The organism is Methanococcus mangrovi (genome assembly GCF_054506835.1).
On the sequence record NZ_CP197114.1, the window covers coordinates 1,540,176 to 1,565,197 of the forward strand.

Genomic DNA, 25,022 nt, shown 5'->3' on the forward strand with positions numbered 1-25,022 from the left:
AGGCTTATGCACGACCTTCACTAAAAATCCGGTCCTCGGTCCATAATACCTGGTATTGTGGACTGAGCAACTAACAGCCTACAATCATTTAGTGCCTAGTAGCAACCATTGTTCTTTTTTTAGGAGGTGATCCAGCCGCAGGTTCCCCTACGGCTACCTTGTTACGACTTCACCCCCCTCGCTGAGCCCAAGTTCGACCCTAGCCAAAGGCCAAGGCCTCACTTCAACCCAACTCGGGTGGTGTGACGGGCGGTGTGTGCAAGGAGCAGGGACACATTCACCGCAGTATTATGAACTGCGATTACTACGGATTCCAGCTTCACGTGGGCGAGTTACAGCCCACGATCCGAACTACGACTAGGTTTAGGAGATTTGCGTCCCTTTTCAGGGTTGCGGCCCATTGTCCTAGCCATTGTAGCCCGCGTGTAGCCCAGGAGATTCGGGGCATGCGGACCTATCGTTGCCCGCTCCTTCCTCTGACTTAGCGCCAGCGGTCCCCTATGAGTGCCTTTCTCCCGGAGGAAAAAGTAGCAACATAGGGCACGGGTCTCGCTCGTTACCTGACTTAACAGGACGCCTCGCGGTACGAGCTGACGATGGCCATGCACCACCTCTCAGCGCTTCAGGCAAGGTCGTCAACCTGGCCGTCATCATGCTGTCGCTCCTGGTGAGATGCCCGGCGTTGAATCCAATTAAACCGCAGGCTCCACCCGTTGTGGTGCTCCCCCGCCAATTCCTTTAAGTTTCAGTCTTGCGACCGTACTCCCCAGGCGGCGAACTTAACGGCTTCCCTTCGGCACTAGATAGGCACGGGGCCTACCTAACACCTAGTTCGCAGAGTTTACGGCCAGGACTACCCGGGTATCTAATCCGGTTCGCGCCCCTGGCTTTCGTCCCTCACCGTCGGACCCGTTCCAGACAAGTGCCTTCGCCATAGGTGGTCCTTCAAGGATCAACACATTTCACCGCTACCCCTGAAGTACCCTTGTCCTCTCCCGGTCCCAAGTCCAGCAGTATCCCTGCCAGTCCTGCGGTTAAGCCGCAGGATTTAAACAGGGACTTACTGGACCGGCTACGGACGCTTTAGGCCCAATAAGAGTGGCCACCACTTGGGCCGTCGGTGTTACCGCGGCTGCTGGCACCGAACTTGCCCAGCCCTTATTCCTCAAGCTGTTTACACTTGATAAAAGCCCATGCTGTGCATGAGCACTTGGGATCCCCCCGTCGCACTTTCGTGCATTGCGGAGGTTTCGCGCCTGCTGCGCCCCGTAGGGCCTGGGGCCGTGTCTCAGTCCCCATCTCCGGGCTCCCTCTCTCAAGGCCCGTACCGATCGTAGGCTTGGTGGGCCATTACCCCACCAACTACCTAATCGAGCGCAGTCCCATCCTCAGGCGCATGTGCTTTCGAAAAAGAATCATTCCAGACTGCTTTTTCTATGGGGTATTATCCTCAGTTTCCCAAGGTTATGCCCCACCTGAGGGTAGGTTAACCACGTGTTAATGAGCCGTCCGCCATGGCCGAAACCATAGACTCGCATGGCTTAGTCGAATCCCAATAGCAGTGGCCTCCGGCGGGATCAACCGGAATTAGTAGCGTAAAAGTATTTTACGCCACCCTCTCGTGGAGTACGTCATTTTACATTAAAGGAAATGACATTTGGTTGCTATCTAGGTTTCACCTAGATTGTAGGCTTACATCGCACCTGAGTGTTTCAGTCAGGTGTTCACTTCAATTGCATAGTATGCCAACGAGTTGGATAGTGCAATGTTTTTAGGTTTGAAACGATAGTATATATTTCACACGAATGAATATTAAAAATGAGGTGATTCTATGACTATCGACCGCAACGGCAAAATCATAGAAATCGGTTCCTATGTAAAATATATCAATACCGGAACGCACGGAACTGTCAAGTCAATTAAATCAGAAAACGGCGAAGAATGGGTTCTTTTAGAAAATGATATATTCTACAGGCCCGAACTTTTAGAAGTTACAGATCACAAAACAGTTGAAAAAAAAGAATCAGAAAAAGAATTAATCGAAAGAATAACCAATGAAAAAATAGACCTCGATGCTGCTGAAAACAGCTGTGGATGTTCTGGAGCAGGTTAATTACATAATTTCAATTATCAAGGTGCAGTTATGGACAGTCTTTTAGAATTAAACCGGGTAAATACAGCAAGAGAAATAATTAGAAGAAAAATACGAGATACTGGAAGAAACGGTATTTACGACTTAACTGGCCTTTGTGGCGGATTTGAAATCTGTGAAGAACACTTGAAATTAATTGAAACATATGTTGGGCCAGCAATATTTTCAGAAAAAATAAATAAAGCTGGATTAAGCCACTTATCGGGAAATTCTGAAATCCATAACGCAGTCTGTTTTAACAGAACTTCTTCAGCAATCTTGTCTACAATTATGACCCTATCAAAGTCTTTTGAAAAATTAGTTCATTATGTTCCAGAAAAACCTGCACATCCATCGATTCCGAGAAGTTGCGAAATATTTGGAATGAAATACTTTGAAAGTGATTCATTGGACGAAATCCTGTCAAAAATCGATGAAAATTCATTAACTGCAATAACTGGGGCTACGATGGATCACAAAATAGTTTCTGGGGAAATCGCAGGAAAAATAATATCTCATGCAAAATCTAAAAATTCCCCAGTATTTTTTGACGATGCATCGGGCGCTCGTCTTAGAAGGCTTTATAGAGAACTTCCTGCTCTTGAAATGGGTGCAGATTTAGTTGTAACCAGTATGGATAAATTAATGGAAGGCCCAAGAGCGGGACTTCTCGCAGGAAATAAAACTTTGGTTGACCAAATATATTCAGAAGGATTAAAATTCGGTCTCGAAGCACAGGCTCCAATAATGGCTGCAGTTGTAACTGCTCTTGAAAATTTCGATTTAAAAACGCTGAAAAATGCATTCGAACGTGCAGAAAAAGTTGATTTAACAGTATTTGAAGCTGAAAAACTTGATTATGAAAAAACACCTACCGGATTTATAGTAAAAAATTCATCAGAAGAAAAATTAATCAAAACTGCACTAAAATTACTTGAAAATTACGGAATAGTTACAATTACCGCAGCAGGAATGCCTGGTGCAAGTAAAAACATAAGAATAGATTTCTGTTCGAAAGATGCAGAAAGAATTTCTGATGAATATGTAATAAACGCGATTTTAAATTCCTTAAAATAAAATACTAAAAAATAAAATAACTTTTTTAAATTAATTCTTTTAATTCTTCAGGTCTATGGAGTTCTCCACCGATTTTTCCACAACCAACTACTTCACATTTTGCGTATTTCATAACTTCTCCTGAAATCTGCCCCAAATTCATTTCTGGAACGATAATTTTTGAGGCTTTCAATCCGCCTATCAATTTATCAGGGAATGGAAATACGGTTTTTAACCTGATGTATCCAACATCCTGTCCTTCTGCCCTCAAAGATTCAACGGTGTGTTTTACAGTTCTTGAAGGGGTCCCATAGCAGATAAACATTGTTTCGCTGTCCATGTACTTTCCTTCGTATAATACAATGTCTTCCTTATTTTCCAAAATTTTATTGCAGATTCTTCTAACCAATTTATCGTGTGTTTCTGCTGAAACGTCAGGGTATCCATTTTCACCGTGCGTTAAACCAGTTATGTGAACATTGTATCCTTCACCAAATGTTGGCATTGGAGGAACTTGCTTATCAAATGGATATGGTTTAGCACAAGGTTTTTCTTCTGGTTTTTCACGGTTTATTACTTCAATATCATCGTGTAAAATTACTTTTTCTCTCATGTGCCCTAAAATTTCATCTGCCATTACAAAAACAGGTATTCTGTATTTTTCTGCATAATTAAAAGCAATTATTGTAAAATCATACATTTCCTGAACGGATGATGGACATAGCGCAATAGGTTCATAATCCCCATGACTTCCCCATCTCACTTGCATCATGTCTCCCTGAGCTGCTGCGGTTGGCTGTCCTGTTGAAGGGCCACCTCTCTGGACATTTACCAAAACGCAAGGTGTTTCAGTCATATATGCATAGCCGATATTTTCAAGCATTAAGCTCATTCCTGGCCCACTTGTTGCAGTCATTGACTTTGCACCAGCCCAGCTTGCACCGATTATTGACGCAATACTTGCAATCTCATCTTCCATTTGTGAATAAAATCCGCCAATCTTTGGAAGTCTTTTTGCCATTCCTTCTGCAATCTCGGTTGAAGGGGTAATTGGATATCCTCCAAAAAACCTGCATCCTGCCTTTATCGCACCTTCAACGCATGCCATGTTTCCCTGCATGAAGTTAACTTTTGTCATGAAATCACCGAAATATCCGTAAATTATTGAAAAATCCATTAAACATTTTCGCTACTAATATCTCCAAGAACATAATTATATAATTTATCCACGTCTTTGTCGATTCCGTACTTTTTAAAGTACCTGAGCAGATTTTCAATATCTCTTTTTAAATAGTATTCTTCATCGTATTCCATTTCTTCAAACGGTAATTTGTCCAATTTTCCTTTTTTTCCAACTTCAATTGCCTGAGGCCAGTCAATAAGTACAAAATCGCCTTCTGAATCAATCAATATATTAAATTCACTTAAATCCCCGTGAATAATTCCAAGATTGTATGTTTTTTTAACTTCTGCCATTATTTTCCAGAAAAATTCTTCGGGGTTCACGTTTATTTCAAGGAGATTAACGCGCTTTAATTCTTCCCCGTGAAGTTTTCCCATTATTATTGCGTGCCTGTTCTGCTCGATTGGCTCAGGAACTTTTACAACTGGAAAGAGCATGCTTAAAACTTCAAATTCTCTTGCAGCAGTGAGCCTTGAAGCATAAAGCCAGCTGATATGCCTTTTATTTGCAAGGTATTCCCTGTATCGTTTTCCCATTGAAAAACAGGTTCTTCCAAGCTGGTGGAATTTTAAAACAGCTTCACGGTGATTCGTGAGCATTACATGATAAACGTCGCCTTCCTTTCCAACGCCGACTTTTCCACCAATTCCTGCAATTAATTCTTTTTTTATAAATGCATTCATTGCTAAAGCGTCATATCCCCAGTGAGAAAGTCTGTATCCATAATCAGACTTGTTAGTAAACTTAAATTTATTCAATCTTCCGAGCCTAAAAACTACTTCTTTTTCATGAAATCCAGTTTTTCGTCTTAAGTCCTGAATAGGTACCCATTCGTGATTTTTCATTGAAATTTCAATTATTTTTAAAAGTTTCCAGTCGTTATCTTCCATTTCCCTTATTGAACTTAGTACTTTTTCGATTTTTTCACACTTTTACTTTTTAATACTACTTTTCCATGGTGCTATAAAATTTTAATTATTATCTTATTTTAAAATTTTTTCTAACAATTGTTCCCTTAACTCATCTGCACATTTTATTTTTTCAGTATTATCAATATTTTCAATAATATCGTCCATTCCAAATATCTGTTTAAAATTATCCTTTGAAATATCCCATACTTCTGAAATATCTGATAATATCTTATCTATTGCTTTTTCATTTGTTTTTTCATACGTTGAATCCAAAATTATTCCGTAAATTTTCACAATTTCTTTTAGATATTCGTTTAAATTTTCATTTTCACCATTTATTTCAGAGATTAATTTTACGAAATTTTTCAGTGTTTCTGAAGTTTTAATTGTGATTTCTGATACAAATTCTGAATTTTCATTTGTTTTTATAAATTCGATTGCGGGCTTTGAAAAGCTGTTTATTGAATCCAAAATTAAAGTTCCAGCTACCTCATTTTGTAAGATTCCCCTCGAATTTAGTTTATTTACGATACGTTCAAAAATACTTAAAATTTCAGAAAACATCATAATTTTAAATGTTATCTGCTCTGGAATTACCTTTTCATTATTTTTAGGTTTTGATAACACGAATTTTACAATGTTTCCAAGTTTTTCAAATACTATATGGATTAATTCTTTTTCATCTGCTTTATCTATCTTTAATTCATATTCCTGTGCATACAAAAGTCCTATTTTGCTAATACCTTTTAAAGCCCTTAACGATAAATCATAGTGTCTGTTAAGTTCATATTTTGAAATTTTTTCAAGCGAGATTATTGCCTCTCTTGAAATAGAAAACGAAGTTCCGTAAGCGTTCAGTCCTAAATTTTTGAGATTATCGATATAACTTTCAAAGAATTTTTTATTTTTAAACTTGCCTTTTTTTGCTAAACCAGGGTAATTTGCTCCAAGAAGAATTATGCCGTTTCTTGCGGTCATGTAGTGGTCAGACTTTAAACTTTTTTCAATTATATAGTAGATTGTTCTCAGTGTGTTTTTTGGTATCTTTCTTGCAGACTTGTAGTCGCGGTTTTCCGAATCGAGTGAACGGTAATTTTTTATTTCCTCTTTTGAAATGGAATTTATTAAATCATTTATGACATTTTCCGGTTTTAATCCTTCAATCGTGTTTTTCATGTACGGCAAAAGTATCAAAAAGTCGTAATAGACGAAAAAGAACAGGATACCGATTAAAATATAATATGGTATCTCGTATCCGCCAATAATAACCGGAATTCTTGCTGTCGGAATGAAGCCGAGTATTAAAATTTCGTAACTCATTGAAACGATGTACGCTATTATAAAGCCCCAAAACGTCTTGTTTAATAAAAGATGCGTAATTCTCGTTGAATACTGCTGGCTTACCATCTGGATTGCGACAATTGAAATCGATGCGACAATTCCTACAATTGCGCCTTGCGTTTGCGGTAGAGTACTTAAAATATATCTTAAATTTTCATCAAAACCTGGCCCCCACGCAAAATAAAATAAGGAATAATATGCAAGCACTGCTGAAATTGTTGCAATTATCAGTATTTGAAACCATTCTCTTGATAATAAATAGTTCATAAGATACGAGCAGTTTTTACAAATTTTCGAGAGCATCTTGACCACGTAGCATTTTGTTTAATTAAATATGTTAATTTATTATAAATAAAAATATATAGATTAAATACATATCAATTAAAGAATCAATTCGGCATATTTGGTTCAAAATACAGGCATGGTGAATATATGAAATTTGGATGGATAAAAACAGCTGGAACTGATTCAGAAGAGAGACTGGACTCGGTAAAAGACGCTCTTGAAAGTTCAATTCCGGGAATCTTGATCGAAAAGGAAGAAATAAGCTCTGTAAGAGAACTTGGAAACATAAAAATTGTTTCAAACAGTCTCGATGCAGACGTTGTATTAATCAATAAAGGAGAAGATTTGGAGATTTTAAAATCTGCAAAACTCTCTGGAAAAGAAACTGGTGTTTACGTTGTAATAAACACTAAGGAAGATGAAGTATACGCTACAGAAGTAAGTAAACTTGATTTTGTCGATTACGTTGTTTTGGAAGGAAGCGACTGGACAATTATTCCTCTTGAAAACATTATCGCAGATTTATTCGGTGAAGAAATAAAAATCGTTTCAATTGTAACTAACGTGAAAGATGCGGAAGCTGCATACGAAATTTTAGAAAAAGGAGTTGATGGAGTAGTTTTACTTCCAAAAGACATTAACGAAGTAAAAGATTTCTCAAAATTAATCGAAAGAATGAATTCTGAAAGCGTAAAACTCGACTACGCGACAGTTACAAAAATTGAGCCCGTTGGAAGTGGTGACAGGGTCTGTATTGACACCTGTTCCATGATGGAAATGGGAGAAGGAATGTTAATTGGATCGTACTCAAGAGGAATGTTTTTAGTTCATTCAGAAACCGTTGAAAACCCGTATGTCGCTACACGACCGTTTAGGGTAAATGCTGGACCTGTTCATGCCTATATCTTGTGCCCGGAAAATAAAACAAAATATTTAAGCGATTTAAAAGCAGGAGATAAAGTTTTAGTCGTTAATAAAAATGGCGAAACGAGAGAAGCGATTATCGGACGCGTAAAAATCGAAAAAAGGCCTTTATTCCTTGTTGAAGCAGAATATAACGGGGAAAATTTAAGAACAATCCTCCAAAATGCAGAAACAATCCGTCTAATTGGAGAAGATGGAAAACCTGTTTCAGTTGTTGATTTAAAAGTTGGAACCAAAGTTTTAATAAAACCTGATGAAAACGCGCGACACTTTGGAATGGCAATCAAAGAAACGATTATAGAAAAATAAGTTTAATTTTTTACTTTTTTAATTTAAAAAATAATAAACAAGAAAATGATTGTTATCGATTTTTAGCTTTGTTTTAAAGTTTATTTAGTTTTTCATAAATCTTTTGAAGTAGATTTTGTAAGCTACATGCGACATCATAGCCAAAAATGCCGCGTAAGCTCCCAAAGTTACCATTATTATTTGTTCCATATTTTCACCGTATCTAACTATCCATTTCGTGGACTAATATGGTAATTCTTTTCGGGATATAAAGTTATTTGTGATAACTGCAATTGTTTATCATATTTAACTTACAAAATTTGCGTTATTCAAAAATATTTCCGATAATAATCCTTTTTTAAATAAAATCTCGAAAAATACCTGTCAAAAATATACCTAAATTAATAAATAACTGGAAAACCATAACGTCATAAAATCTCGTAAGAATTATTAGAGGGTCAATATGCAGATAAAAATTGGAAAAACTGAAACAAAAATAAATAAAATTATAGAAAAAGAGGGTGCAGCTTACTTCGTGCTTATCGACCCTGATGAAAAAAACTACCGGGAAATCGCAAATCACGTCAAAGATTACGCTGACGCGATAATTATCGGTGGAAGTATCGGAATAATTAACCTTGATGAAGTTACAAAGGAAATTAAAGAAATTACGGGACTTCCTGTAATTTTATTCCCTGGAAACGTTGACGGTGTCACAAAAGAAGCCGATGCGGTATTATTCATGAGTTTGATGAACTCGAAAAACACGTACTGGAACATGACTGCACCAACCCTTGGGGCCCTCACAATTAAAAAATACGGGCTTGAAACACTTCCAATGGCATACCTTGGAATTGAACCGATAAGCAAAACTGCAGTTGGATTTGTCGGTGAAGTAAATGAAATTCCGCAGAGAAAACCCGAAATTGCAGGCATTTACAGCCTCTCAGCGTCCTACTTTGGAATGAGATGGGTATACCTTGAAGCTGGAAGCGGTGCAGAATACCCCGTAAACAACGAAATGATTGGAATTTCCAAAAAATTGAGCGGAATAAATATTATCGTTGGTGGAGGAATCAGAACTCCAGAAGTAGCTTACGAAAAGGTCATGAGCGGTGCAGACGTAATTGTAACCGGAACTTTAACTGAAAAAGACCCAAAAGCAGTTGAAGAAATGAAAAAAGCCATTAAACAGGCAGGACTTGATAAATTAAAAATGCTGTCTAAAAAATAAAAGGATATATAATAATAAATAAAAGCTAAAAACTTAATTTATTTCAATTTTTCCCTGATTCCATTCAATCATGTGTTTTTCTGCTTTTGATAAATCCTGTATCGGTATAATTCCCGGTGTAGGCCTAATACCCATTCTTTTCTGGAAATCAGTTTGTTCCTGAAACGTACCGCTGTTTATCATCCTGACCCCGTGGTAATTATCGTAACCGTTGATGTGGATGTGCCCAGTGTGGAAAATATCTGGTTCTTTATGTATTGCAAGATAATCAACGTGTTCTGGAGCTATCGGGCACCTTCCACCGTATGTTGGACATAAATGTCTTCTTTTTAAAAGTTCTACCATGATTGATGGAGGATTTGTATACTGTGCTGATGAAATCTGTCCGATAATATCATCAAAGCTTCTACCGTGATATAATAATAAATCGAGGCCGTGCATATTTACAAAACCAGGATTTCCGACAAATGTAACATTTTCTTTTGGAAACAGGCTTGTTATCGATTCATCAAATGTAGGCTGCGGTTCCGCAGGTCTTAACGCGTCGTGGTTTCCCGGAGAAATTATGAATTTTATGTGCTCTGGAACCTGCTCTAAATAAGCTGCAACTTCTGCATACTGCGAAATTATGTCCACGTCATAGAGATCGTACTCCTGACCCGGATAAATTCCAACTCCATCCACCAAATCCCCTGCAATTGAAATATACTTCAATCTGCTTACTATTTTTTCTTCTAAACCGTTATTTACTTCCCCATTTAAAAATCGGATAAATTTTGCAAAAACCTTGTTTAAAAATTCGTGGCTTCCAACGTGAACATCTGATAAAAATGCAGTGTATATTTTTTCATCTGCTGTTTTCACCGGTTTATTAACTATATCTGGCCTAAATGCTTTGTCTACAAACATCAAGTCCCCTTTCTCGTTTACGGTTCCTTCAAAACCGATAACTTCGTCTAAAAGAATGTCTGATGGAAGTTCTCCTTTTTCCATTTTATCTTTCATCAAAAGAAGCCTGAAAGTTCCGTTTTCGTCCTCTAATTCAACCATTTTATGTCCATTTTTAGTCGAATTCACATCTGAAACTATTCCTGCAATAAACACATCATTTTCTTTTTTCCGCCTGAAAAGCTGGTTTAACGGGTACGCTTTCTTTTGAGTTTTTAATTCGATTATTTTTCTTAAAGTACTGCACCTATCTCTAAAATATTTTACAAAGTCGTCAAGCGTTCCCTCACATGTTGACTTTCCGGTAACGTCGTATTCATCGTAAACGTGAATTTCTGCTTCAATATCCTTTGCATAGTAGTTTATTTTATTGTTAACACTTTCTTTGATAGAACGTACTTCTGAAAACCTTATTTTTCGCTCTTCTTCTAATTTTTTATGTATCTCATCAATTTCCGGTTTTTCTTCAATATCCTCAAACTCTAAATCGTAAACTTTAGTTTCTCGTTTAATTTCTTTATTTTCAGCATTTCCTTCAGTTTCATTTATTTTTTTATTTTCATCGATTTCTTTAATTATCTCAAAATCATCAACATGTTCTGAAATTTCCGGTTTTTCAGATGCCACTTCATTTGACGTGTAGTACGCTAAAAAATCAAATTTTCCGTATTCTTCAAAAATATTCTTTAAATTATTTCCAAAAAATATGTCTAAAAAATGCGAATCAAGGAGTATAAAATCGTCCTTTTTACTTTTAAATTCTTTTATTTTATTAAATAAATCTGAAAAATCATCGCTGTCAAGTTTTTGAAGTCTTGAATAGCTTTCAGGGGCTAAAAGAACTTGAATGTTTAAAAAGTCGTTTATCATAATTTCACGGTTATTCTGATTTTTTTAGGTGTCTGTTAATGTTTTGGCACAGGTAATCGAGAGGATGAATTATATCTTTCCTTGAACAGGTGGAATCAGGCCTGCAATAGTATCCAAGACCTTTTCCGCCATCGTCCCGCCAGTTTTTGCAGTACTCGCAGTGCGTTATATGGTTTGCAACTTTGTACCCAATATTATGACTTATATAGTATTTAGTTTTTTCAACATCGAAATCTCCAACAGATTTAAAAATATTTATTATTTCATCTAAAAAGCGTTCAATCTGCTCTTCTGTTGCAATATCCCGTGCACTTTTATTTGTAAGGGTTCCATCCTCAATTGGCCTTAAATTAGGGTCAAATTGAGATACAAATCGATATACTACAAAACTACGCCTTGCATAGTGCGATGGAGAACCGCCTGACAAAATATCGTTTAGAATTTCCCTCATGCATGGAGGATGCCAGTCTTCAGGGATTTCTCCAAAATATTCTTTAGTACTTACCCGAATTCCGCTTTCGATATTGTAATCTATTTTAATTTTTGAAAAGGCTTCTTCTGATTTTTTTAAAAGTAAATCCTTTATTTCCGTTGGCATCTGTGCATTTCGAACTTTATCAACATAATCCTTGATTTTCAACCTTATTTTTTCAAAATTATATATTGACTGCCTTTTTTTATTTAGTAAAACAGTGTTCCCTTCGAGAAGCATTCTTTCGAGGTGTAAATCGTTATTCCTCGAATTTGCTGCAACGTCAATGAACTCCCATATATTTACCCGTGAATCGTCTTCTTCAAGAGGTATTTTTTCTGCATATTCTTCTGCAAGCTTTTTGATGTAAATGTTGTGATTTTTAGAATTTGCTGCAAGAATTAGTGTTAAATAATCTATTTTATCCGGAAATAACTCTGTATCCCCGACACCATATACCCTCAGCCTTTCCTGATAATTTCTTAAAGATTCTGTATACTCTTTTTCATCGTCTTCTTCTGAACTTTCAGGGTTTTTAGACCAGAATAAAAGTTCCAACCTATTTTTAATCAAAGTAAGGTTTGAACTACTGTTTATTTCATCAATCACATTCAAATCCCGGATACATTCCATGTTGTCCAAAAACACTAAAATCACAAATTAATAAATTATAATTTATTCGTTCATTTTGTAGAGGAAAATTGCAACTTCGCCGATTGCCCCGATATTATTCTCTAAAATATGCATTCCCTTTCCTTTTTCAAGTTCTTTTTTTGAAAAGCCTGATGAATTTCCTGAAAAAATGATTAAATCTCTTTTTCCAATTGAGTTGAAATCGATTTTTTCACTTGCAATTGCACTATCTGCTATTAATATTACCCGTTCAGGATTTAAAATCTCTACTGCATCGTCGATATCTTCGAGAAACATTAAATTTTTATTCAGTTTTATCGCCAGTTTCTGTGCGATTGGAATACCATTTTGAGCTGCTGAACCAGTTGCTCTTGTAAATATTACTGAATCGATTCCCATTCCAAAAACTGTCTTTGTAAATTCTTCTATCTGTTTTGAACTAAAAGTGTTGTGAAGTGCGATAAACATGAAAATCCCCTTTGTTATTTTTTTATTTCAGTTTTATTTTGTTTTTATCTGTTAAAATATTTTTTAACTTCTTTTGCAATTGCTAAAGATAGTGATGGAGGAACGCTTTCCCCGACCTGATTGTACTGAGCAGTAATTCCCCCTGCAAAAATATGAGTATCAGGATAACTCATGAGTCTTGCCTGTTCTCGAACTGTTAAAAGCCTATCTTCTTTCGGATGGATAAACCGCCTTTTTCCCATCACTGTTTCAGAGTTTCCTTCCAATGAAAGCCTTATGTAGTTATCCAAAACTCCACTGCAAGCTTTGAACTTAACTGCTGAATCACCGACATTTATTTTATGAATATCTTTCGCAATTTTTTCAGGAAGCGGATATTTTTCATTGTTCAGTGCATTTCTATCGATATTTGATAAAGCAGTTTTTACATCCATATTGTCGGTTTTTTCAAGATTTAGCGGAATATTTGAGATGATTACCCGTTTTCTAAGTGAGGGGTTCCCGTAATTTTCAGAATCGAATACATGAAAGTATAATTCATCGTATCCGACTCTTGAAAACTCTTTTTCGATATTTTCCCTTGTTTCGTAGTTTAAAATCCCTGGAACATTTTCCATTACAAAAACTTCTGGAGAAATATCTCCAACAATTCTAATATATTCTAAAACCAGTCTTCCAACTTCATCCCGATAAAGCCTGTTGAATGGGCTCTTTTCACGATTTGGATTTGCACCGGTGTACCCCTCACATGGCGGTCCACCTATAACCAAATCTATTTTTGAATCAAAATTATTTTTAATTATATTCGTTATGTATTTTGAATTTATTTCTCTTATATCCTCATTTATTACGACAGGATTTAAATTTTCATAATTATTTGATTTTTTAAAATCTTCGATATCACTTTGAATCAGAAAATCTTCAAGTTTAAAATAGACTTCTTTTTTCAGAATTTTATTTAATTTTTTTTCAAAAACCGTTCCATTGTAATTTAAAGCATAGGAATTTGCCGCGTTTTCATCTAATTCGATTGCCAAAAGAGGTTTAAATCCCATTTCAACAAATCCTCTCGAAAACCCGCCGCATCCACAGAATAAATCTATAAAATTCATTTTCCCACGTAAAAATAAGTGCTGATAACCATATAATTATGATTACCTATAAAAATACATGGTGCTTAAATGACTCGTTCAGATCGCTTGAAAAATTCAAATCATGGAAAAATTTTGAAAGATTTGGAGATTAAAGAACTCCTTAATTCTTCAAAAAATATTGCAGTAATTGGAATTTCAAAAAATACCGAAAAACCAAGTTATTTTGTTTCTAAATATCTGATAGATTTGGGATTTAATGTTTATTTTGTAAATCCAAACTATTTTAGAGAAAAAATACTGGATCACATGGTTTATTCAAATATTTCTGAAATAAAAGAAAAAATAGATATTGTATCGATATTTGTAAACCCGTCAAGGACATTGGAAATTGCTAAAGATGTTGTTAAAGTAGGATTTAAAGCGTTCTGGTTCCAGCTTGAAACTTCGAATGAAGAAACAGTTGATTATGTTCTGAAAAACGGTTTTGATGTTGTTTTGGAAAAGTGCATTATGGTGGAACATCAAAAATTTTTATAGTTTAAGGAAATAGTTAGTTTGATTTAAAAAAGGTGACTTTGATGAACATTTTAAGAAGGGGAAGACTTGGAAGCAACGTCAAGGAAGACGTGATGAAATTCACTACAAGCCTTGAATTCGATAAAGAAATCTTTGAAAGCGACATTTTGTGCGATATTGCGCATACCACAATGCTTGTCGAACAGAACGTGATTTCAGAAGAAAACGGTAAAAAAATAATTGCAGAACTTAAAAAAATAGCAGAAAGGGGCATGGAATCTCTTAATTTGGACCCATCTCTTGATGACATTCACATGGTTATTGAAAGTGAATTGATAAAAGAACTCGGGGAAGATGTTGCTGGAAGAATGCATACTGGAAGGAGCCGAAATGACGAAGTTGCAACTGATTTAAGGCTTTCTTTGAGGAAAAAAGTACTTGAAATAATTACTCATTTAATTACAATGGAAAAAAACATGCTCGCAGTTTCAAATGAACATAAAGAAACGTTAACTGTTGGATACACACATTTACAGCAAGCGCAGCCTGTAACTTTCGGACACCACATATTAAGCCACGTTTCAGCAATTGAAAGAGATATTTCAAGGTTTTTTGATACTTACAACAGGATTAATATCTCCCCCTTAGGATGCGGTGCGATGGCTACAACAGGATTTAACTTGAATAGAAAAAGAACTCAAGAACTTCTTGGATTTTACGGAATAATTGAAAATTCAATGGATGGTGTGTCTTCAAGAGATTTCATCGTTGAAACAATGGCAAATATCTCGATGCTTGGAACAAACCTCTCAAAAATATGTGAGGAACTCGTTGTGTTCTCAAGTGCGGAATTTAACACTATTGAAATTGCAAACGAATACACTTCAACATCTTCGATTATGCCTCAGAAAAAAAATCCTGATGTTGCAGAAATTACAAGGGCAAAACTTTCAAGCCTGAATGGTGAACTCATAACAGTTTTAACGATTATGAAAGCGCTTCCGAATACATACAACAGAGATTTACAGGAAATCAGCCCGCATCTTTGGAAAAGTGTCTACACCTTAATTGATAGTATCCAAATGGTTGACGGAATGATATCAACTGTTAAAGTAAATAAAGAAAGAATGAAAGAAAATGCAGAGAAAAACTACTCAACTGCGACAGAAGTTGCAGATACCCTTGTTAGAGAATGCGGAATTGCATTTAGAATGGCACACGGTATTGTTGGGGAACTCGTTAAAAGGTCTATCGAAGAAAAAGTTGAAATTAAAGAAATAATTTTTGAAGTTCTTGAAAAAAATAACCTTTCCTTAAGCCAGGAAAAAATTGATACTGCCCTCGATCCTTTCGAAAACGTGAAATTAAGAAATGTAATCGGTGGACCTGCACCAGAAGAAGTGGAAAGAGCAATATCCTCCTTTAATGAAAAAATTTCAGTGCATAAAGAAAAATTAGATGAAAAAATTGCTGAAATTAAAACAGCTGAAAAAAATCTCTTAGAATAAAAATTAAAAAAATTATAAAATACTAAAAACCCTTTTTAAAAGTATAGTTGCGTAGCTTCCTTTCTTTAAACTAAATTCTAAAGCTATTTTATATTTTTTTGGATTTAATTCGTCGGATTTGAACGTTCCAGTATTAAAGTCTTCAGGAATTGAAATAATCGGTCTTTTCGTGTATTTTAATTTTCCGAAGTCCAATTTCTCAAAATCTGAAAATTTAATCCTTTCTTTCTTTAAAATTGCATTTATTATCTTTTTTTCTGAATCTGTATATTCAACATCTGAAACTATCGTTGGAAAGTCCATTTCTTTTAATTTATCAAATAATTCCGCGTCAATGGTTTCATAAAACAAAAATGTTCCACATGAATAGTCAACGTATTTTCTACTGTCTTTTGGGATAAATTCTTTTAAAAACTCTTTTAAACATTCGTTCCAGAGGTAACTTTGGTATGCGGAGATAAAAAGTTCTTTCAATCGATTATCAACATATTTAAACGCTTTTTTGAAATCATTTTCGTATTTTAAGGAATTTACCATGTTTCTAAACATTTTACTTTTTATCTGTTTTTTATCGATATATTCTAAGCATTCGTCCCAGTTGCCCCAATTTTTAGAGATAAACCTTTTCAAATCCTTTAACTGCTTATTTTCACTTTTTGTATAGCTTGTTAAAAGTATTTTAACGACTTCTTCGTAATTACCTTTCAAAATTTCCTTTGCTATAAATTTACCGTTAAATACACTTCCAAATCTCTGGTCGTCGTAGTAATTCGGTGCACCAAAACTTAAAGCTCGTATATTGTCTGCAATCTTTAAAAATTCGTTTTTATCAATAGCCCTTGCTATGATTTCAAACCTGTTTCCATACAATCTTCCGATTTTTAAGGATTTTTCGATGTTTCCAATATATTCAAGCTTTAAATTATCTTCGTTGAGGGATAATTTACCATATTCTTCTGGAATAGAAACGTACTGCGTTGTAATTGCGTGCCTATCCTTTAAACCACAGTAACCAATTTCTTTTGTGGGAACTTCAAGATTTTTTGAAAGATAAGATATCGCTTTTAAATTCTCTATTCCGTTTTTTTGAAGTTTATATAAAAAATAATTTCCAGAATCACTCAATTCATAATTTAAAATCTCATTTACGATGAAATCTTCGTGTTTTTGTCTAAATTTCATGATACACCCATTAAATCGTGTTCATCTGATCTATTTCTTTCAAAATATCAGAATCGTTTCTTTTTACCGCGATTTCTCGAATTTTTTCGATTATTTTTAAATTTTTACCGCACAATTCCCGGTACTCCTTGCAGTATTCTAAAATATCCCTGTAACGGTCTTCGATTAGACTTTTATTGTACTTTGATAATTCGTATGCCGCGAGTCCTTTTAAAGTGGATTCTTTTGAAAATAAAAATACCGGGTGAAGCCAGAGCACTAATTTTTCGTCTTCGTGCTCCATTACATTTTCTATTTTTTCCAAATCCATGAATACGTCGATATATACCAAAACTTCGGACAGGTTTGAATTTTCCGAGATTTTCTGAACTATTGATTCCAATTTTACATCAAATTCTGAAATTTTAATATCTAATTCTTCGTCAGTTAATTCATTCCACAGTAATATTCTTTCCCTGTGTTCGTACGAAGCCGTTGAAAACGTCTTTAAAATAACTTCAAAAGTATTGTCTAATGAAAAACCGTATTCGTCCGATTTTCTCGAAGAAAGGTGTATTATCATAATTCCGTCATCCATGTACTTCAAATTCACTTTTCTGAGAATATACTTTCTTTTTGTTGCATCAAAACTCGGTAATTCATCGCAATCCATTAAATTTTTTATAGAATATCTTTTACCATTCTCATCCCAGAGATTAAATCCTTTGAATTCAACGTCAAGATTTTCCGCCGTTAAAAGGTCTCTTGAATAATCATCGATATTTCTTAAAATATCCTTTAAAATCATAGTTATAAGTTGTTTAGACTCCATTTTCAGTCACCAAAATTTATCCGCCGTATCTTAAATACCATCCGCGATCCATTATATTTTTGATTAATTTTCCGTCGTATTTTCCAATCCCAAGTAACTCTTTATTTTCGTTAAATACTGCGACTTTTCCGTCTCCGACTAATTCTACAATTGATGAATCAAAAACATCTCTTGAATAAAGAAACAACCCTTCTCCTTTTTCATTTATAACCGCATAATTTTTTTCAATATCTTTTGAAACCATATTTATACCTTCTAATGATGGCAAAAACTTTTCTTTTCCGGAGATTTCTTCAAGTTCACCGATATTTATTCCTACACTGTAAATATCCTTGTGATTTTTTAGAGATTTAAGAACCCGAGAACTTACGTAAACTACGTTTTTTGATTTTCCCCTTAAAACTAAAAAATTCTCAAAATCAAGTTCTTCGGCTTTTTTACCAATATATCTTGAAATCGCCGCTTTTAAGGCGCTAATTTCACTTTCTTCGAGTTTCCTGTGTTTCATGATATCCCTTAAACTAAATCTTTTATAAAACTATTTTTTGATGTATACATATATATAACGATTATAAGTGATGGCTGCAGTTCAAATCGAGTAAAAAATAACGTAAAATAACCAATAACTTAAAAAAGTCCTGTAATTTGGTTTGATAAAATCAGACCTTTTAAATTATTTTCTGGATTTTTTAATCGTTGTTTTAACGTAGCTTTCTATTTTTTTATCTATCTTATTTGAAATCCCGTTTACAAGTTCAAGATTTTTTTCAGAGATGTCTATTTTTTCGGAAACGTATTTTGTTTTTTCCAGAGTTCTTACTCCTTGTAATATATCTAAATCAGAAAATGTACCATATAATTCCCGTCCTGTTGATTTTATCTCATTTTCAACAGTTTTTCCTTCTTTCCTACCATAAATTGAAAACAGCGGGAATTTTGTAATAACATTTGACCCTGCCATTATGAGTGGACCAATATTTGTAAGTTTATCAACCCAAGTTCCCGTTATTATCTTTATTTTCGGGAAATTAAGTCTTACACTTGAAACCCAGTTCATGTATTCAAGGGTAGTTATGGATGTTTTTCCCTGAAAAATGGTTTCGTCCTGGGGATTCAATGAATAAAATGTAATTCTATCAAGATTTAACTCCTCAATTAAATTTAAGAGCAATTCTATATCGTTTTCGGTTTCCCCCATTCCTAAAATTATCGTAATTCCTGTTTTAAGCCCCACATCTTTGGCTTTTTTTAACATTTCTTTTGTATTATTTAGCGGCTTTCCAGGACACATCTCTCGGTGTAGTTTCGGATTTACGGTTTCTACTGCACCGACAACTCCTTCGACATTATTTAAATTTAAATTTTCAAAATCAATTATTCCAACGTTTAAATACTGTTTTGCCTGCTGAATATAGGAAACCATCTCGATAGTATCGTTTAATTCTTCGGTGTTGTATCCATATCCTCCAGAAATAAATTCAAGCTTCCAACCTATCCGTTTCATCAACGTGCTCTCTGCTAAAATAGATTCGGGTGTTCTTCTTGCTTTTACCGGGTCTTTTATTTTTTCTTTCTGTGTTGACATGAAACAGAACTTGCAAGGGTCATCTAAATTACAGTACCAGCCTAAAAAAAGGGCCCTTTCCAATGTAGTAATATTTCCATGGTGTTTTTCTGTTAATTTAAATGCTTTAATTGAATTTTCCAAAATCTCCGCGGAATTCATAATCTCTCCTGATAAATTTAAAATACATGAGTAAAAAGATAATATAGTACCACAAATTTAGGGGTTGTCCGTGAACAAATTATCTGAATCTGATTTAAGTGTGACCTTGAATATAAACTATAAAGGTAAACAGATTACAAAAACTCAAGTCGAAATACTAAAATTAGTTTCTGAAACAAAATCGCAGAACAAAGTTGCCGAAATTTTAGGAATTCCGCCATCAACAGTAAATATTCAGATAAAAAGACTTGAAAATAAGTTAAACCTAAAATTAATCCATTCTTCTCCAGGCGGAACTATGTTATCCTCAGATGCGGAACGTATTGTATCATTTTACAGTGCATACCTTGAAAGAACTTCAAAAGAAAAATTTATTGCATGCGGATTTATAAGTGGGGAAGTTGGGAGGCTTCTTTTTGACGATGTACTTGTTTCGTCATTTTCTAATGTGTTAAAACTTTACAAATCAAATTTAACGAGCATTGTTGGAATTGACGATCCCTACTGGAGCTACAGGCTTGGAGACCCAGTTCCAGTTGCATACGATCACTTTGTAATGGTTTCGAAAGGCGAATTTGACTTTAAAAATCTTCTTGGAGTTAACTACTCTGCACACAGGATAATCTGGAAAACCCTTAAACATGAAAAAATTGATTTTAAAGTATCAAAAGTTGTAAAAAACCCGTTTTATGCAATTGACCTTCTTGAAGAAGGATACAGCATGTTTTTAAATACCTGTCTTTTGAGGTACGTCAAAAAAGACTATTTAATCGAAACCCCGGATTATTACGATAAAACAAGACATACGGTAAACTTTATTTTAAATAATTCTATTCCTGATGACGAATTTGAAGAATTACTGTCCAAAAAAGAAAAAGAAATAAAATCTGCAGGATTTGAACCTATTATGTAATTACGTAAAATTATTTAATAATCATTTTTGAATTTATTTTTCCGACAATCGGCGAAACGAAGTATGCTGTCGGAAACGCTATTATATACGCGATTAAAAATACTTTTGGCCAAAATACTAAAACTTCTAAACTAAAACCGCGGTTTACCAGCGTCATTACAAAAGACATCACTAACGCCATCATACCGGACATCAGCAATGCAAACGTTACTCTTTCGTATTTTTTGGGGATTAACATGTATTCACCTGTTTTAAATTGCACTAAAACTTATAAAAAATGATAAAAATAATAAATGTTCAAAGTATAAAAAAAGTTAAAATAAAATCTGGTTTATTGGGGTATGTTTCCGCCAGGAACCATCACAGTTAGTTTTACCTGTTTTACGCCTTTTTGTGACGTAAGTTTGTCAGTTAACTCTTTAATGTCTGTTGCATCTCCTTTAACAAGAACTACTTCCATGCAGTGGTCGTGGTCAAGGTGCATGTGAATTGTTGCAACGATTAAATTCTCGTAATCGTGTTGTATTGTTGTTAATTTCTCCATCACATCAGTAGAATGGTGGTCATAAATAATACTGATTGTTCCAGCCCTCACTCCTTCGAGACTGTGAATCCATTTATGTTTTATCAAGTAATCCCTAATTGAATCTCGTATAGCCTCACTTCTGCTTGCATAACCTCTTTCTTCGATTATCTCGTCGAATTCCGAGAGCAAATTTGTCGGCAACGAGATACTTATCCTATCCATATCTACCATATTATGCCTCCACTTGGGTTCTCAACTGAAATCTACATGTACTTGGTAGTAACTTTGTAATAATTGATAATATCTTAAGAGTCCTATTTAAATATTATGTAATAATACGAATAACAAGGTGAAAAACTTTGAGTGTCATTATCGGATACTACGGAAAAAATGGAGCCGTTATTGCAGGTGACAAAAGAAATTTACTGATTAATGGAATTGAAAGTGATAGAGAAAAGCTTGAAGAGCTTTTATATTCTGGAAAAATTAAAACTGATGACGAACTACTCAAAAAAGCATCTGAATTCGGTGTTAACGTCCACATTAACGATTCACAAGAAAAAGTAAGAAAAATTGGAAATTTACTGTGCGGGGAAGTCAGGTCTATTGGTAAAGACTCTAAAAGAAGACGAATGTACCTTTCAAAAGAAAAATGTACGATAATAGACCTTGAAAATAACAACATAATCAATAAATCTACAAGAACTGGGTCGGGAATTGTCGTATTTGGAAATAAATACATAAAACATCTTGTTGAATCTGAAATTAAAAAACACGTTCAAAAACTTTTGAAAATGAATGCAGGAGAAATTAAAAGTTTATTTGAAAAAATCTTGAAAAATATCAAAAACGCAACATTAAGTGATAATTTCGAATATTATTTTATTGAAAATGATGAATCCAACTTTGAAAATACAATTAATGATGATTTGGAAAATCTCTTCAATTACAGAAATGAATTATCTGTAAAAATGGTTGAAATGCAGAGAGTAATGGCGATTGCTGAAAAAATAGCAAAAATTGGGGATGTCGGGGTAATTAAAAATGAAAATTTAGTTTTATACGATGAATTCCTTGCAATTGATAAGATATGCCCTGAACCTGTAATTTATTCGGAAATTATAATTACTGGCGAATTCATTGAAGGTGATATCGTAACAATCGACAATGAATCGTTAAAAGTAAAAAGAACTGGGAAGCCAGTAGTAGTTGAAAAAATAATCTGTAAAAGAGAATAAATTAATTAAATTTAACTTTTTTTCCAATTAATTCTTTATTTATTCCTGAAGTTTTCACTTCAAACATCCTGTTCGATTTTACTTTTGAATTAAAGGTTTTCCAAGGTATCAGGTTGCTTGCAACGTCTACAACGGTGTCATCTTTTAAAAAAATCACGTCTATTGGGTACTTCATAAAAAATGTGTGAATATGGAGTTTCCTGTTTCCATATTTGAAAAATAATCCTTCATTTTCTGAAATATCCCTAAACATGAGTCCAAATGCACGTTTTATAAAATTATCTGCAATTTTTACAGAATAAATTTTACCGTTTATTTCAATCGTTTTCTGGTTCATTTTTTTCCGCTCTTGTATGGTACTGGAACGTACTGTACAGATGGCCTCTGGTTTACAGGCTGCCGGTATAAATCAAATAACTCGTAAACAACTGCAGGTAAGTCGGTATTTACCTCAATTCCGAGTTCTTTTAATTTATTAATCGTTAAAGGATAGTCGTGAGTCCATTTTCCAGTTGAAAGGGTTTCTGAAAGATATTCTGCTTTTTCTTCACCCATCTTATCTTTCAAAAGTTCGTAAACAAACTCTTTAACCTGAGATATTGCTTTTCTCGAAATATCGCCCAATATTAATGTTTCGTCATCTAATTCATCAGTATATTTTGTATTTATCGCATTTATGATTGATGCTGCAGGATACTGTCCAATCTGCGGGTCTACGGGCCCCATTACAGCATTTTTATCAATTATGATTTCATCTGCTGCAAGAGCCACCAAGCTTCCACCGCTCATTGCATAGTGGGGTATTATAACTGTCGTTTTTGCCTTGTGTTCTTTTAGAGCTATTGCAATCTGCTCACTTGCAAGTACAAGTCCCCCGGGAGTATGGAGTATTAAATCTATCGGCATATCATCAGGCGTCATCCTGATTGCCCTTAAAATTTCTTCACTGTCTTCTATTGTAATATATTTATAAAGGGGAATTCCAAAAAGAGCTAATTGCTCTTGCCTGTGTATCATAACAATTGCACGGGTTTTTCTAACAGCTTCGAACTGTTTTATAAATTTATACCTTTGTAAAAGCCTGTACCTGAAAAGTACCTGCGGATAGAAGAATAATAATATAAAAAATATCCACATAAGCGATGTAGGATCCATTTTGACAGCCCCCGTGAAAATTGTCTTTTTGCTTCCTTAATGTCCTTAAATAACCTAAATATCTTATCGTATATATTCTTTTTATATTATGGTAACGTACTTACTTAACCTTATATAATATCTTACTATAATCAAATTATTCATCTAATCAAGAGGTGCACTGATGAGCAATATCAGTAACCTGAAACTCAAAAAAACTCTTCAAAAACCACCCGTAATTCCAGAAGAAGCCATGTGTTTAAAATACGTGATTTTGGAACCTGTTGGTTTTCCGATAAATGTTAATGGCGAGAATTTAAGGGTTAGTGTAGAAGACCATGCATTATTCAATTCATACGCTCGAGAACAGTGGGAAAACGAGATTGTAAAAGAAGGCGCATACTTATTTGACAGCACGATTATTCCAGAATACGCATTTAAAGTTGTTTCTCTCTATCCAAAAGATGGAGGAATTATTACAAAAGATACATTATTTAAATTAGAAAATAACCATAAAACGCAGAATTCTCCAAAATTCCAAGAAACTAGTTTTGAAGAAGTTATCGGGCAGACTGACGCGAAGAAAAAATGTAAAATTGTAATAAAATACCTTGAAAATCCCGAACTTTTCGGGGAATGGGCCCCAAAAAACATTTTATTCTACGGGCCGCCCGGAACTGGAAAAACAATGCTTGCAAGAGCACTTGCAACTGAAACCGATGTTCCACTTTATTTAATAAAAGCTACTGAACTTATTGGCGACCATGTCGGAGATGGCTCAAAACAGATTGAAAGCCTGTATGAAAGTGCATCAGAAAGTACGCCCTCGATAATTTTCATTGATGAACTCGATGCAATTGCATTAAGCAGGCAGTTTCAGTCATTAAGGGGAGATGTATCCGAAGTAGTAAATGCACTCCTTACAGAACTTGACGGTATAAAAAATAATTTGGGAGTTGTGACAATTGCTGCGACAAACAACCCGGAAATGCTTGATAATGCAGTTAGAAGCAGGTTTGAAGAAGAAATTGAATTTAAAATGCCTGATGATAGCGAAAGATTGAAAATTATCGAACTTTATGTAAAAAAAATGCCAATAACAGTAAATGCAAATCTCAAAAAATACGTTGAAAAAACCAAAGGAATGAATGGAAGAACCATTAAAGAAAAATTCTTAAAGCCTGCACTCCACAAAGCAATTTTAGAAGATAAAACTTCGATTGAAGAAAAAGACCTCGATGAAATAATCAAAAAACTCGTTAAAAACAGCACCCCGCTAAATTTATACGGTTAATCTCTTTTTTAAATTTTAAAAAAAATAAAAAATAAATTTAATTTTTGAATTTAACTGATGTTCCATAGTAGGTATATTCCACCATTTCTTCGCCAGTTTCTTCTGATTTATATGAAACTGAATCTAATTTTACGCTTATTATGGCATCTGCACCGTCTTCTTTTCCTTTTCTAAATAATCCATATAACGCTTTCTTTTTAGCTTCCACTTGTTCTTTTGTACCTGCTTTTGCAGCTAAAGAACCCATGACAAATCCAGAGTAACTTTCAATTTCTTTTCCTTCAATCCTGTCACTTGTTGTTACAATCATAAAATCACCTTTTTTTTCAAAATTAA

The 25,022-nt window shown here is 34.5% G+C and carries 25 protein-coding genes and 1 rRNA gene; 9 read left to right on the forward strand and 17 right to left on the reverse strand.

Annotated features, from left to right (window positions below; all coding sequences use genetic code 11):
- Window positions 1-121 precede the first annotated feature (121 nt).
- Window positions 122-1,588: ribosomal RNA gene (locus ACS5L2_RS08370) — 16S ribosomal RNA — on the reverse strand.
- A 243-nt stretch (window positions 1,589-1,831) separates the two neighbouring features.
- On the opposite strand from ACS5L2_RS08370, the gene ACS5L2_RS08375 reads away from it, so the two are divergent.
- Both ACS5L2_RS08375 and ACS5L2_RS08380 read left to right on the forward strand, forming a co-directional pair.
- Window positions 1,832-2,113: a DUF2098 domain-containing protein gene (locus ACS5L2_RS08375; protein WP_459201542.1), complete on the forward strand. Its 282-nt coding sequence runs from the start codon at window positions 1,832-1,834 to the stop codon at window positions 2,111-2,113.
- Window positions 2,114-2,143: 30 nt separating this feature from the next.
- Window positions 2,144-3,208 (forward strand): TIGR03576 family pyridoxal phosphate-dependent enzyme, encoded by a 1,065-nt coding sequence (locus ACS5L2_RS08380; RefSeq protein ID WP_459201543.1) that lies wholly within the window; start codon window positions 2,144-2,146, stop codon window positions 3,206-3,208.
- Between the two features lie 25 nt (window positions 3,209-3,233).
- On the opposite strand, the gene ACS5L2_RS08385 is transcribed toward ACS5L2_RS08380, so the two are convergent.
- From ACS5L2_RS08385 to ACS5L2_RS08395, 3 genes are all read right to left on the reverse strand, one after another.
- Window positions 3,234-4,325: a 2-oxoacid:acceptor oxidoreductase subunit alpha gene (locus tag ACS5L2_RS08385; protein WP_459201544.1), complete on the reverse strand. Its 1,092-nt coding sequence runs from the start codon at window positions 4,323-4,325 to the stop codon at window positions 3,234-3,236.
- Between the two features lie 38 nt (window positions 4,326-4,363).
- Complete coding sequence (locus ACS5L2_RS08390; protein WP_459201545.1) at window positions 4,364-5,260, reverse strand: RIO1 family regulatory kinase/ATPase domain-containing protein; 897 nt, start codon at window positions 5,258-5,260, stop codon at window positions 4,364-4,366.
- Between the two features lie 93 nt (window positions 5,261-5,353).
- Window positions 5,354-6,925 carry a DUF2254 family protein gene (locus ACS5L2_RS08395; protein WP_459201546.1) on the reverse strand — a complete coding sequence of 524 codons (1,572 nt, stop codon included), beginning with the start codon at window positions 6,923-6,925 and terminating at the stop codon, window positions 5,354-5,356.
- A 129-nt stretch (window positions 6,926-7,054) separates the two neighbouring features.
- Here ACS5L2_RS08395 and ACS5L2_RS08400 point away from each other — a divergent pair, with 129 nt between their 5' ends.
- Window positions 7,055-8,140: a 3-dehydroquinate synthase II gene (locus ACS5L2_RS08400; RefSeq protein WP_459201547.1), complete on the forward strand. Its 1,086-nt coding sequence runs from the start codon at window positions 7,055-7,057 to the stop codon at window positions 8,138-8,140.
- Window positions 8,141-8,582: 442 nt separating this feature from the next.
- Window positions 8,583-9,353 (forward strand): phosphoglycerol geranylgeranyltransferase, encoded by a 771-nt coding sequence (locus tag ACS5L2_RS08405; RefSeq protein WP_459201548.1) that lies wholly within the window; start codon window positions 8,583-8,585, stop codon window positions 9,351-9,353.
- A 33-nt stretch (window positions 9,354-9,386) separates the two neighbouring features.
- Here ACS5L2_RS08405 and ACS5L2_RS08410 read toward each other — a convergent pair whose 3' ends face one another.
- The 4 genes from ACS5L2_RS08410 to ACS5L2_RS08425 are packed head-to-tail and all read right to left on the reverse strand — an operon-like array spanning window position 9,387 to window position 13,856.
- Window positions 9,387-11,171 carry a DNA-directed DNA polymerase II small subunit gene (locus tag ACS5L2_RS08410; protein ID WP_459201549.1) on the reverse strand — a complete coding sequence of 595 codons (1,785 nt, stop codon included), beginning with the start codon at window positions 11,169-11,171 and terminating at the stop codon, window positions 9,387-9,389.
- A 10-nt stretch (window positions 11,172-11,181) separates the two neighbouring features.
- A complete protein-coding gene (locus ACS5L2_RS08415) occupies window positions 11,182-12,291 on the reverse strand; it encodes a hypothetical protein (protein ID WP_459201550.1) in 1,110 nt (369 codons plus the stop codon).
- A gap of 27 nt (window positions 12,292-12,318) precedes the next feature.
- Entirely contained in the window at window positions 12,319-12,744 is a 426-nt protein-coding gene (locus ACS5L2_RS08420) for a RecB-family nuclease (RefSeq protein ID WP_459201551.1), read from the reverse strand.
- Between the two features lie 44 nt (window positions 12,745-12,788).
- The gene (locus tag ACS5L2_RS08425) at window positions 12,789-13,856 is read right to left on the reverse strand and encodes a DNA cytosine methyltransferase (RefSeq protein ID WP_459201552.1); all 1,068 of its coding nucleotides are present in this window, start codon (window positions 13,854-13,856) and stop codon (window positions 12,789-12,791) included.
- A 69-nt stretch (window positions 13,857-13,925) separates the two neighbouring features.
- Between ACS5L2_RS08425 and ACS5L2_RS08430 the strand changes: the two genes are divergently transcribed.
- Together ACS5L2_RS08430 and argH are read left to right on the forward strand one after the other, a co-directional pair.
- Window positions 13,926-14,375, forward strand: a complete 450-nt coding sequence (locus ACS5L2_RS08430; RefSeq protein ID WP_459201553.1) for a CoA-binding protein — start codon at window positions 13,926-13,928, stop codon at window positions 14,373-14,375.
- A 41-nt stretch (window positions 14,376-14,416) separates the two neighbouring features.
- Window positions 14,417-15,862, forward strand: coding sequence for an argininosuccinate lyase (gene argH, locus ACS5L2_RS08435; RefSeq protein ID WP_459201554.1), 1,446 nt, complete (start codon window positions 14,417-14,419; stop codon window positions 15,860-15,862).
- Window positions 15,863-15,874: 12 nt separating this feature from the next.
- Here argH and truD read toward each other — a convergent pair whose 3' ends face one another.
- The 4 genes from truD to ACS5L2_RS08455 form a co-directional block, all read right to left on the reverse strand.
- On the reverse strand, window positions 15,875-17,044 hold the full coding sequence (gene truD, locus ACS5L2_RS08440) for a tRNA pseudouridine(13) synthase TruD (RefSeq protein WP_459201555.1): 1,170 nt from the start codon (window positions 17,042-17,044) through the stop codon (window positions 15,875-15,877).
- A 10-nt stretch (window positions 17,045-17,054) separates the two neighbouring features.
- Window positions 17,055-17,855, reverse strand: a complete 801-nt coding sequence (locus ACS5L2_RS08445; protein WP_459201556.1) for a hypothetical protein — start codon at window positions 17,853-17,855, stop codon at window positions 17,055-17,057.
- A 16-nt stretch (window positions 17,856-17,871) separates the two neighbouring features.
- Window positions 17,872-18,363, reverse strand: a complete 492-nt coding sequence (locus ACS5L2_RS08450; protein WP_459201557.1) for a PUA domain-containing protein — start codon at window positions 18,361-18,363, stop codon at window positions 17,872-17,874.
- A 165-nt stretch (window positions 18,364-18,528) separates the two neighbouring features.
- A complete protein-coding gene (locus tag ACS5L2_RS08455; RefSeq protein WP_459201558.1) occupies window positions 18,529-19,581 on the reverse strand; it encodes a radical SAM protein in 1,053 nt (350 codons plus the stop codon).
- Between the two features lie 70 nt (window positions 19,582-19,651).
- On the opposite strand from ACS5L2_RS08455, the gene ACS5L2_RS08460 reads away from it, so the two are divergent.
- A complete protein-coding gene (locus ACS5L2_RS08460; RefSeq protein ID WP_459201559.1) occupies window positions 19,652-20,494 on the forward strand; it encodes a helix-turn-helix domain-containing protein in 843 nt (280 codons plus the stop codon).
- Between the two features lie 10 nt (window positions 20,495-20,504).
- Here ACS5L2_RS08460 and ACS5L2_RS08465 read toward each other — a convergent pair whose 3' ends face one another.
- Complete coding sequence (locus ACS5L2_RS08465) at window positions 20,505-20,732, reverse strand: DUF2798 domain-containing protein (protein WP_459201560.1); 228 nt, start codon at window positions 20,730-20,732, stop codon at window positions 20,505-20,507.
- A gap of 93 nt (window positions 20,733-20,825) precedes the next feature.
- Window positions 20,826-21,251 (reverse strand): nickel-responsive transcriptional regulator NikR, encoded by a 426-nt coding sequence (gene nikR, locus ACS5L2_RS08470; RefSeq protein ID WP_459201561.1) that lies wholly within the window; start codon window positions 21,249-21,251, stop codon window positions 20,826-20,828.
- 128 nt (window positions 21,252-21,379) lie between these two features.
- On the opposite strand from nikR, the gene ACS5L2_RS08475 reads away from it, so the two are divergent.
- The gene (locus ACS5L2_RS08475) at window positions 21,380-22,258 is read left to right on the forward strand and encodes an MJ0548 connectase family domain-containing protein (RefSeq protein WP_459201562.1); all 879 of its coding nucleotides are present in this window, start codon (window positions 21,380-21,382) and stop codon (window positions 22,256-22,258) included.
- 1 nt (window position 22,259) lies between these two features.
- On the opposite strand, the gene ACS5L2_RS08480 is transcribed toward ACS5L2_RS08475, so the two are convergent.
- Both ACS5L2_RS08480 and ACS5L2_RS08485 read right to left on the reverse strand, forming a co-directional pair.
- Window positions 22,260-22,595, reverse strand: coding sequence for a DUF192 domain-containing protein (locus tag ACS5L2_RS08480; RefSeq protein ID WP_459201563.1), 336 nt, complete (start codon window positions 22,593-22,595; stop codon window positions 22,260-22,262).
- Window positions 22,592-23,413: an SDH family Clp fold serine proteinase gene (locus tag ACS5L2_RS08485; protein WP_459201564.1), complete on the reverse strand. Its 822-nt coding sequence runs from the start codon at window positions 23,411-23,413 to the stop codon at window positions 22,592-22,594. Before ACS5L2_RS08485 ends, ACS5L2_RS08480 begins: the two co-directional genes overlap by 4 nt.
- 163 nt (window positions 23,414-23,576) lie before the next feature.
- Here ACS5L2_RS08485 and ACS5L2_RS08490 point away from each other — a divergent pair, with 163 nt between their 5' ends.
- Window positions 23,577-24,686, forward strand: a complete 1,110-nt coding sequence (locus tag ACS5L2_RS08490) for an AAA family ATPase (RefSeq protein WP_459201565.1) — start codon at window positions 23,577-23,579, stop codon at window positions 24,684-24,686.
- Between the two features lie 37 nt (window positions 24,687-24,723).
- Here ACS5L2_RS08490 and ACS5L2_RS08495 read toward each other — a convergent pair whose 3' ends face one another.
- Window positions 24,724-24,996, reverse strand: a complete 273-nt coding sequence (locus ACS5L2_RS08495; protein WP_459201566.1) for a heavy metal-binding domain-containing protein — start codon at window positions 24,994-24,996, stop codon at window positions 24,724-24,726.
- Window positions 24,997-25,022: the final 26 nt, after the last annotated feature.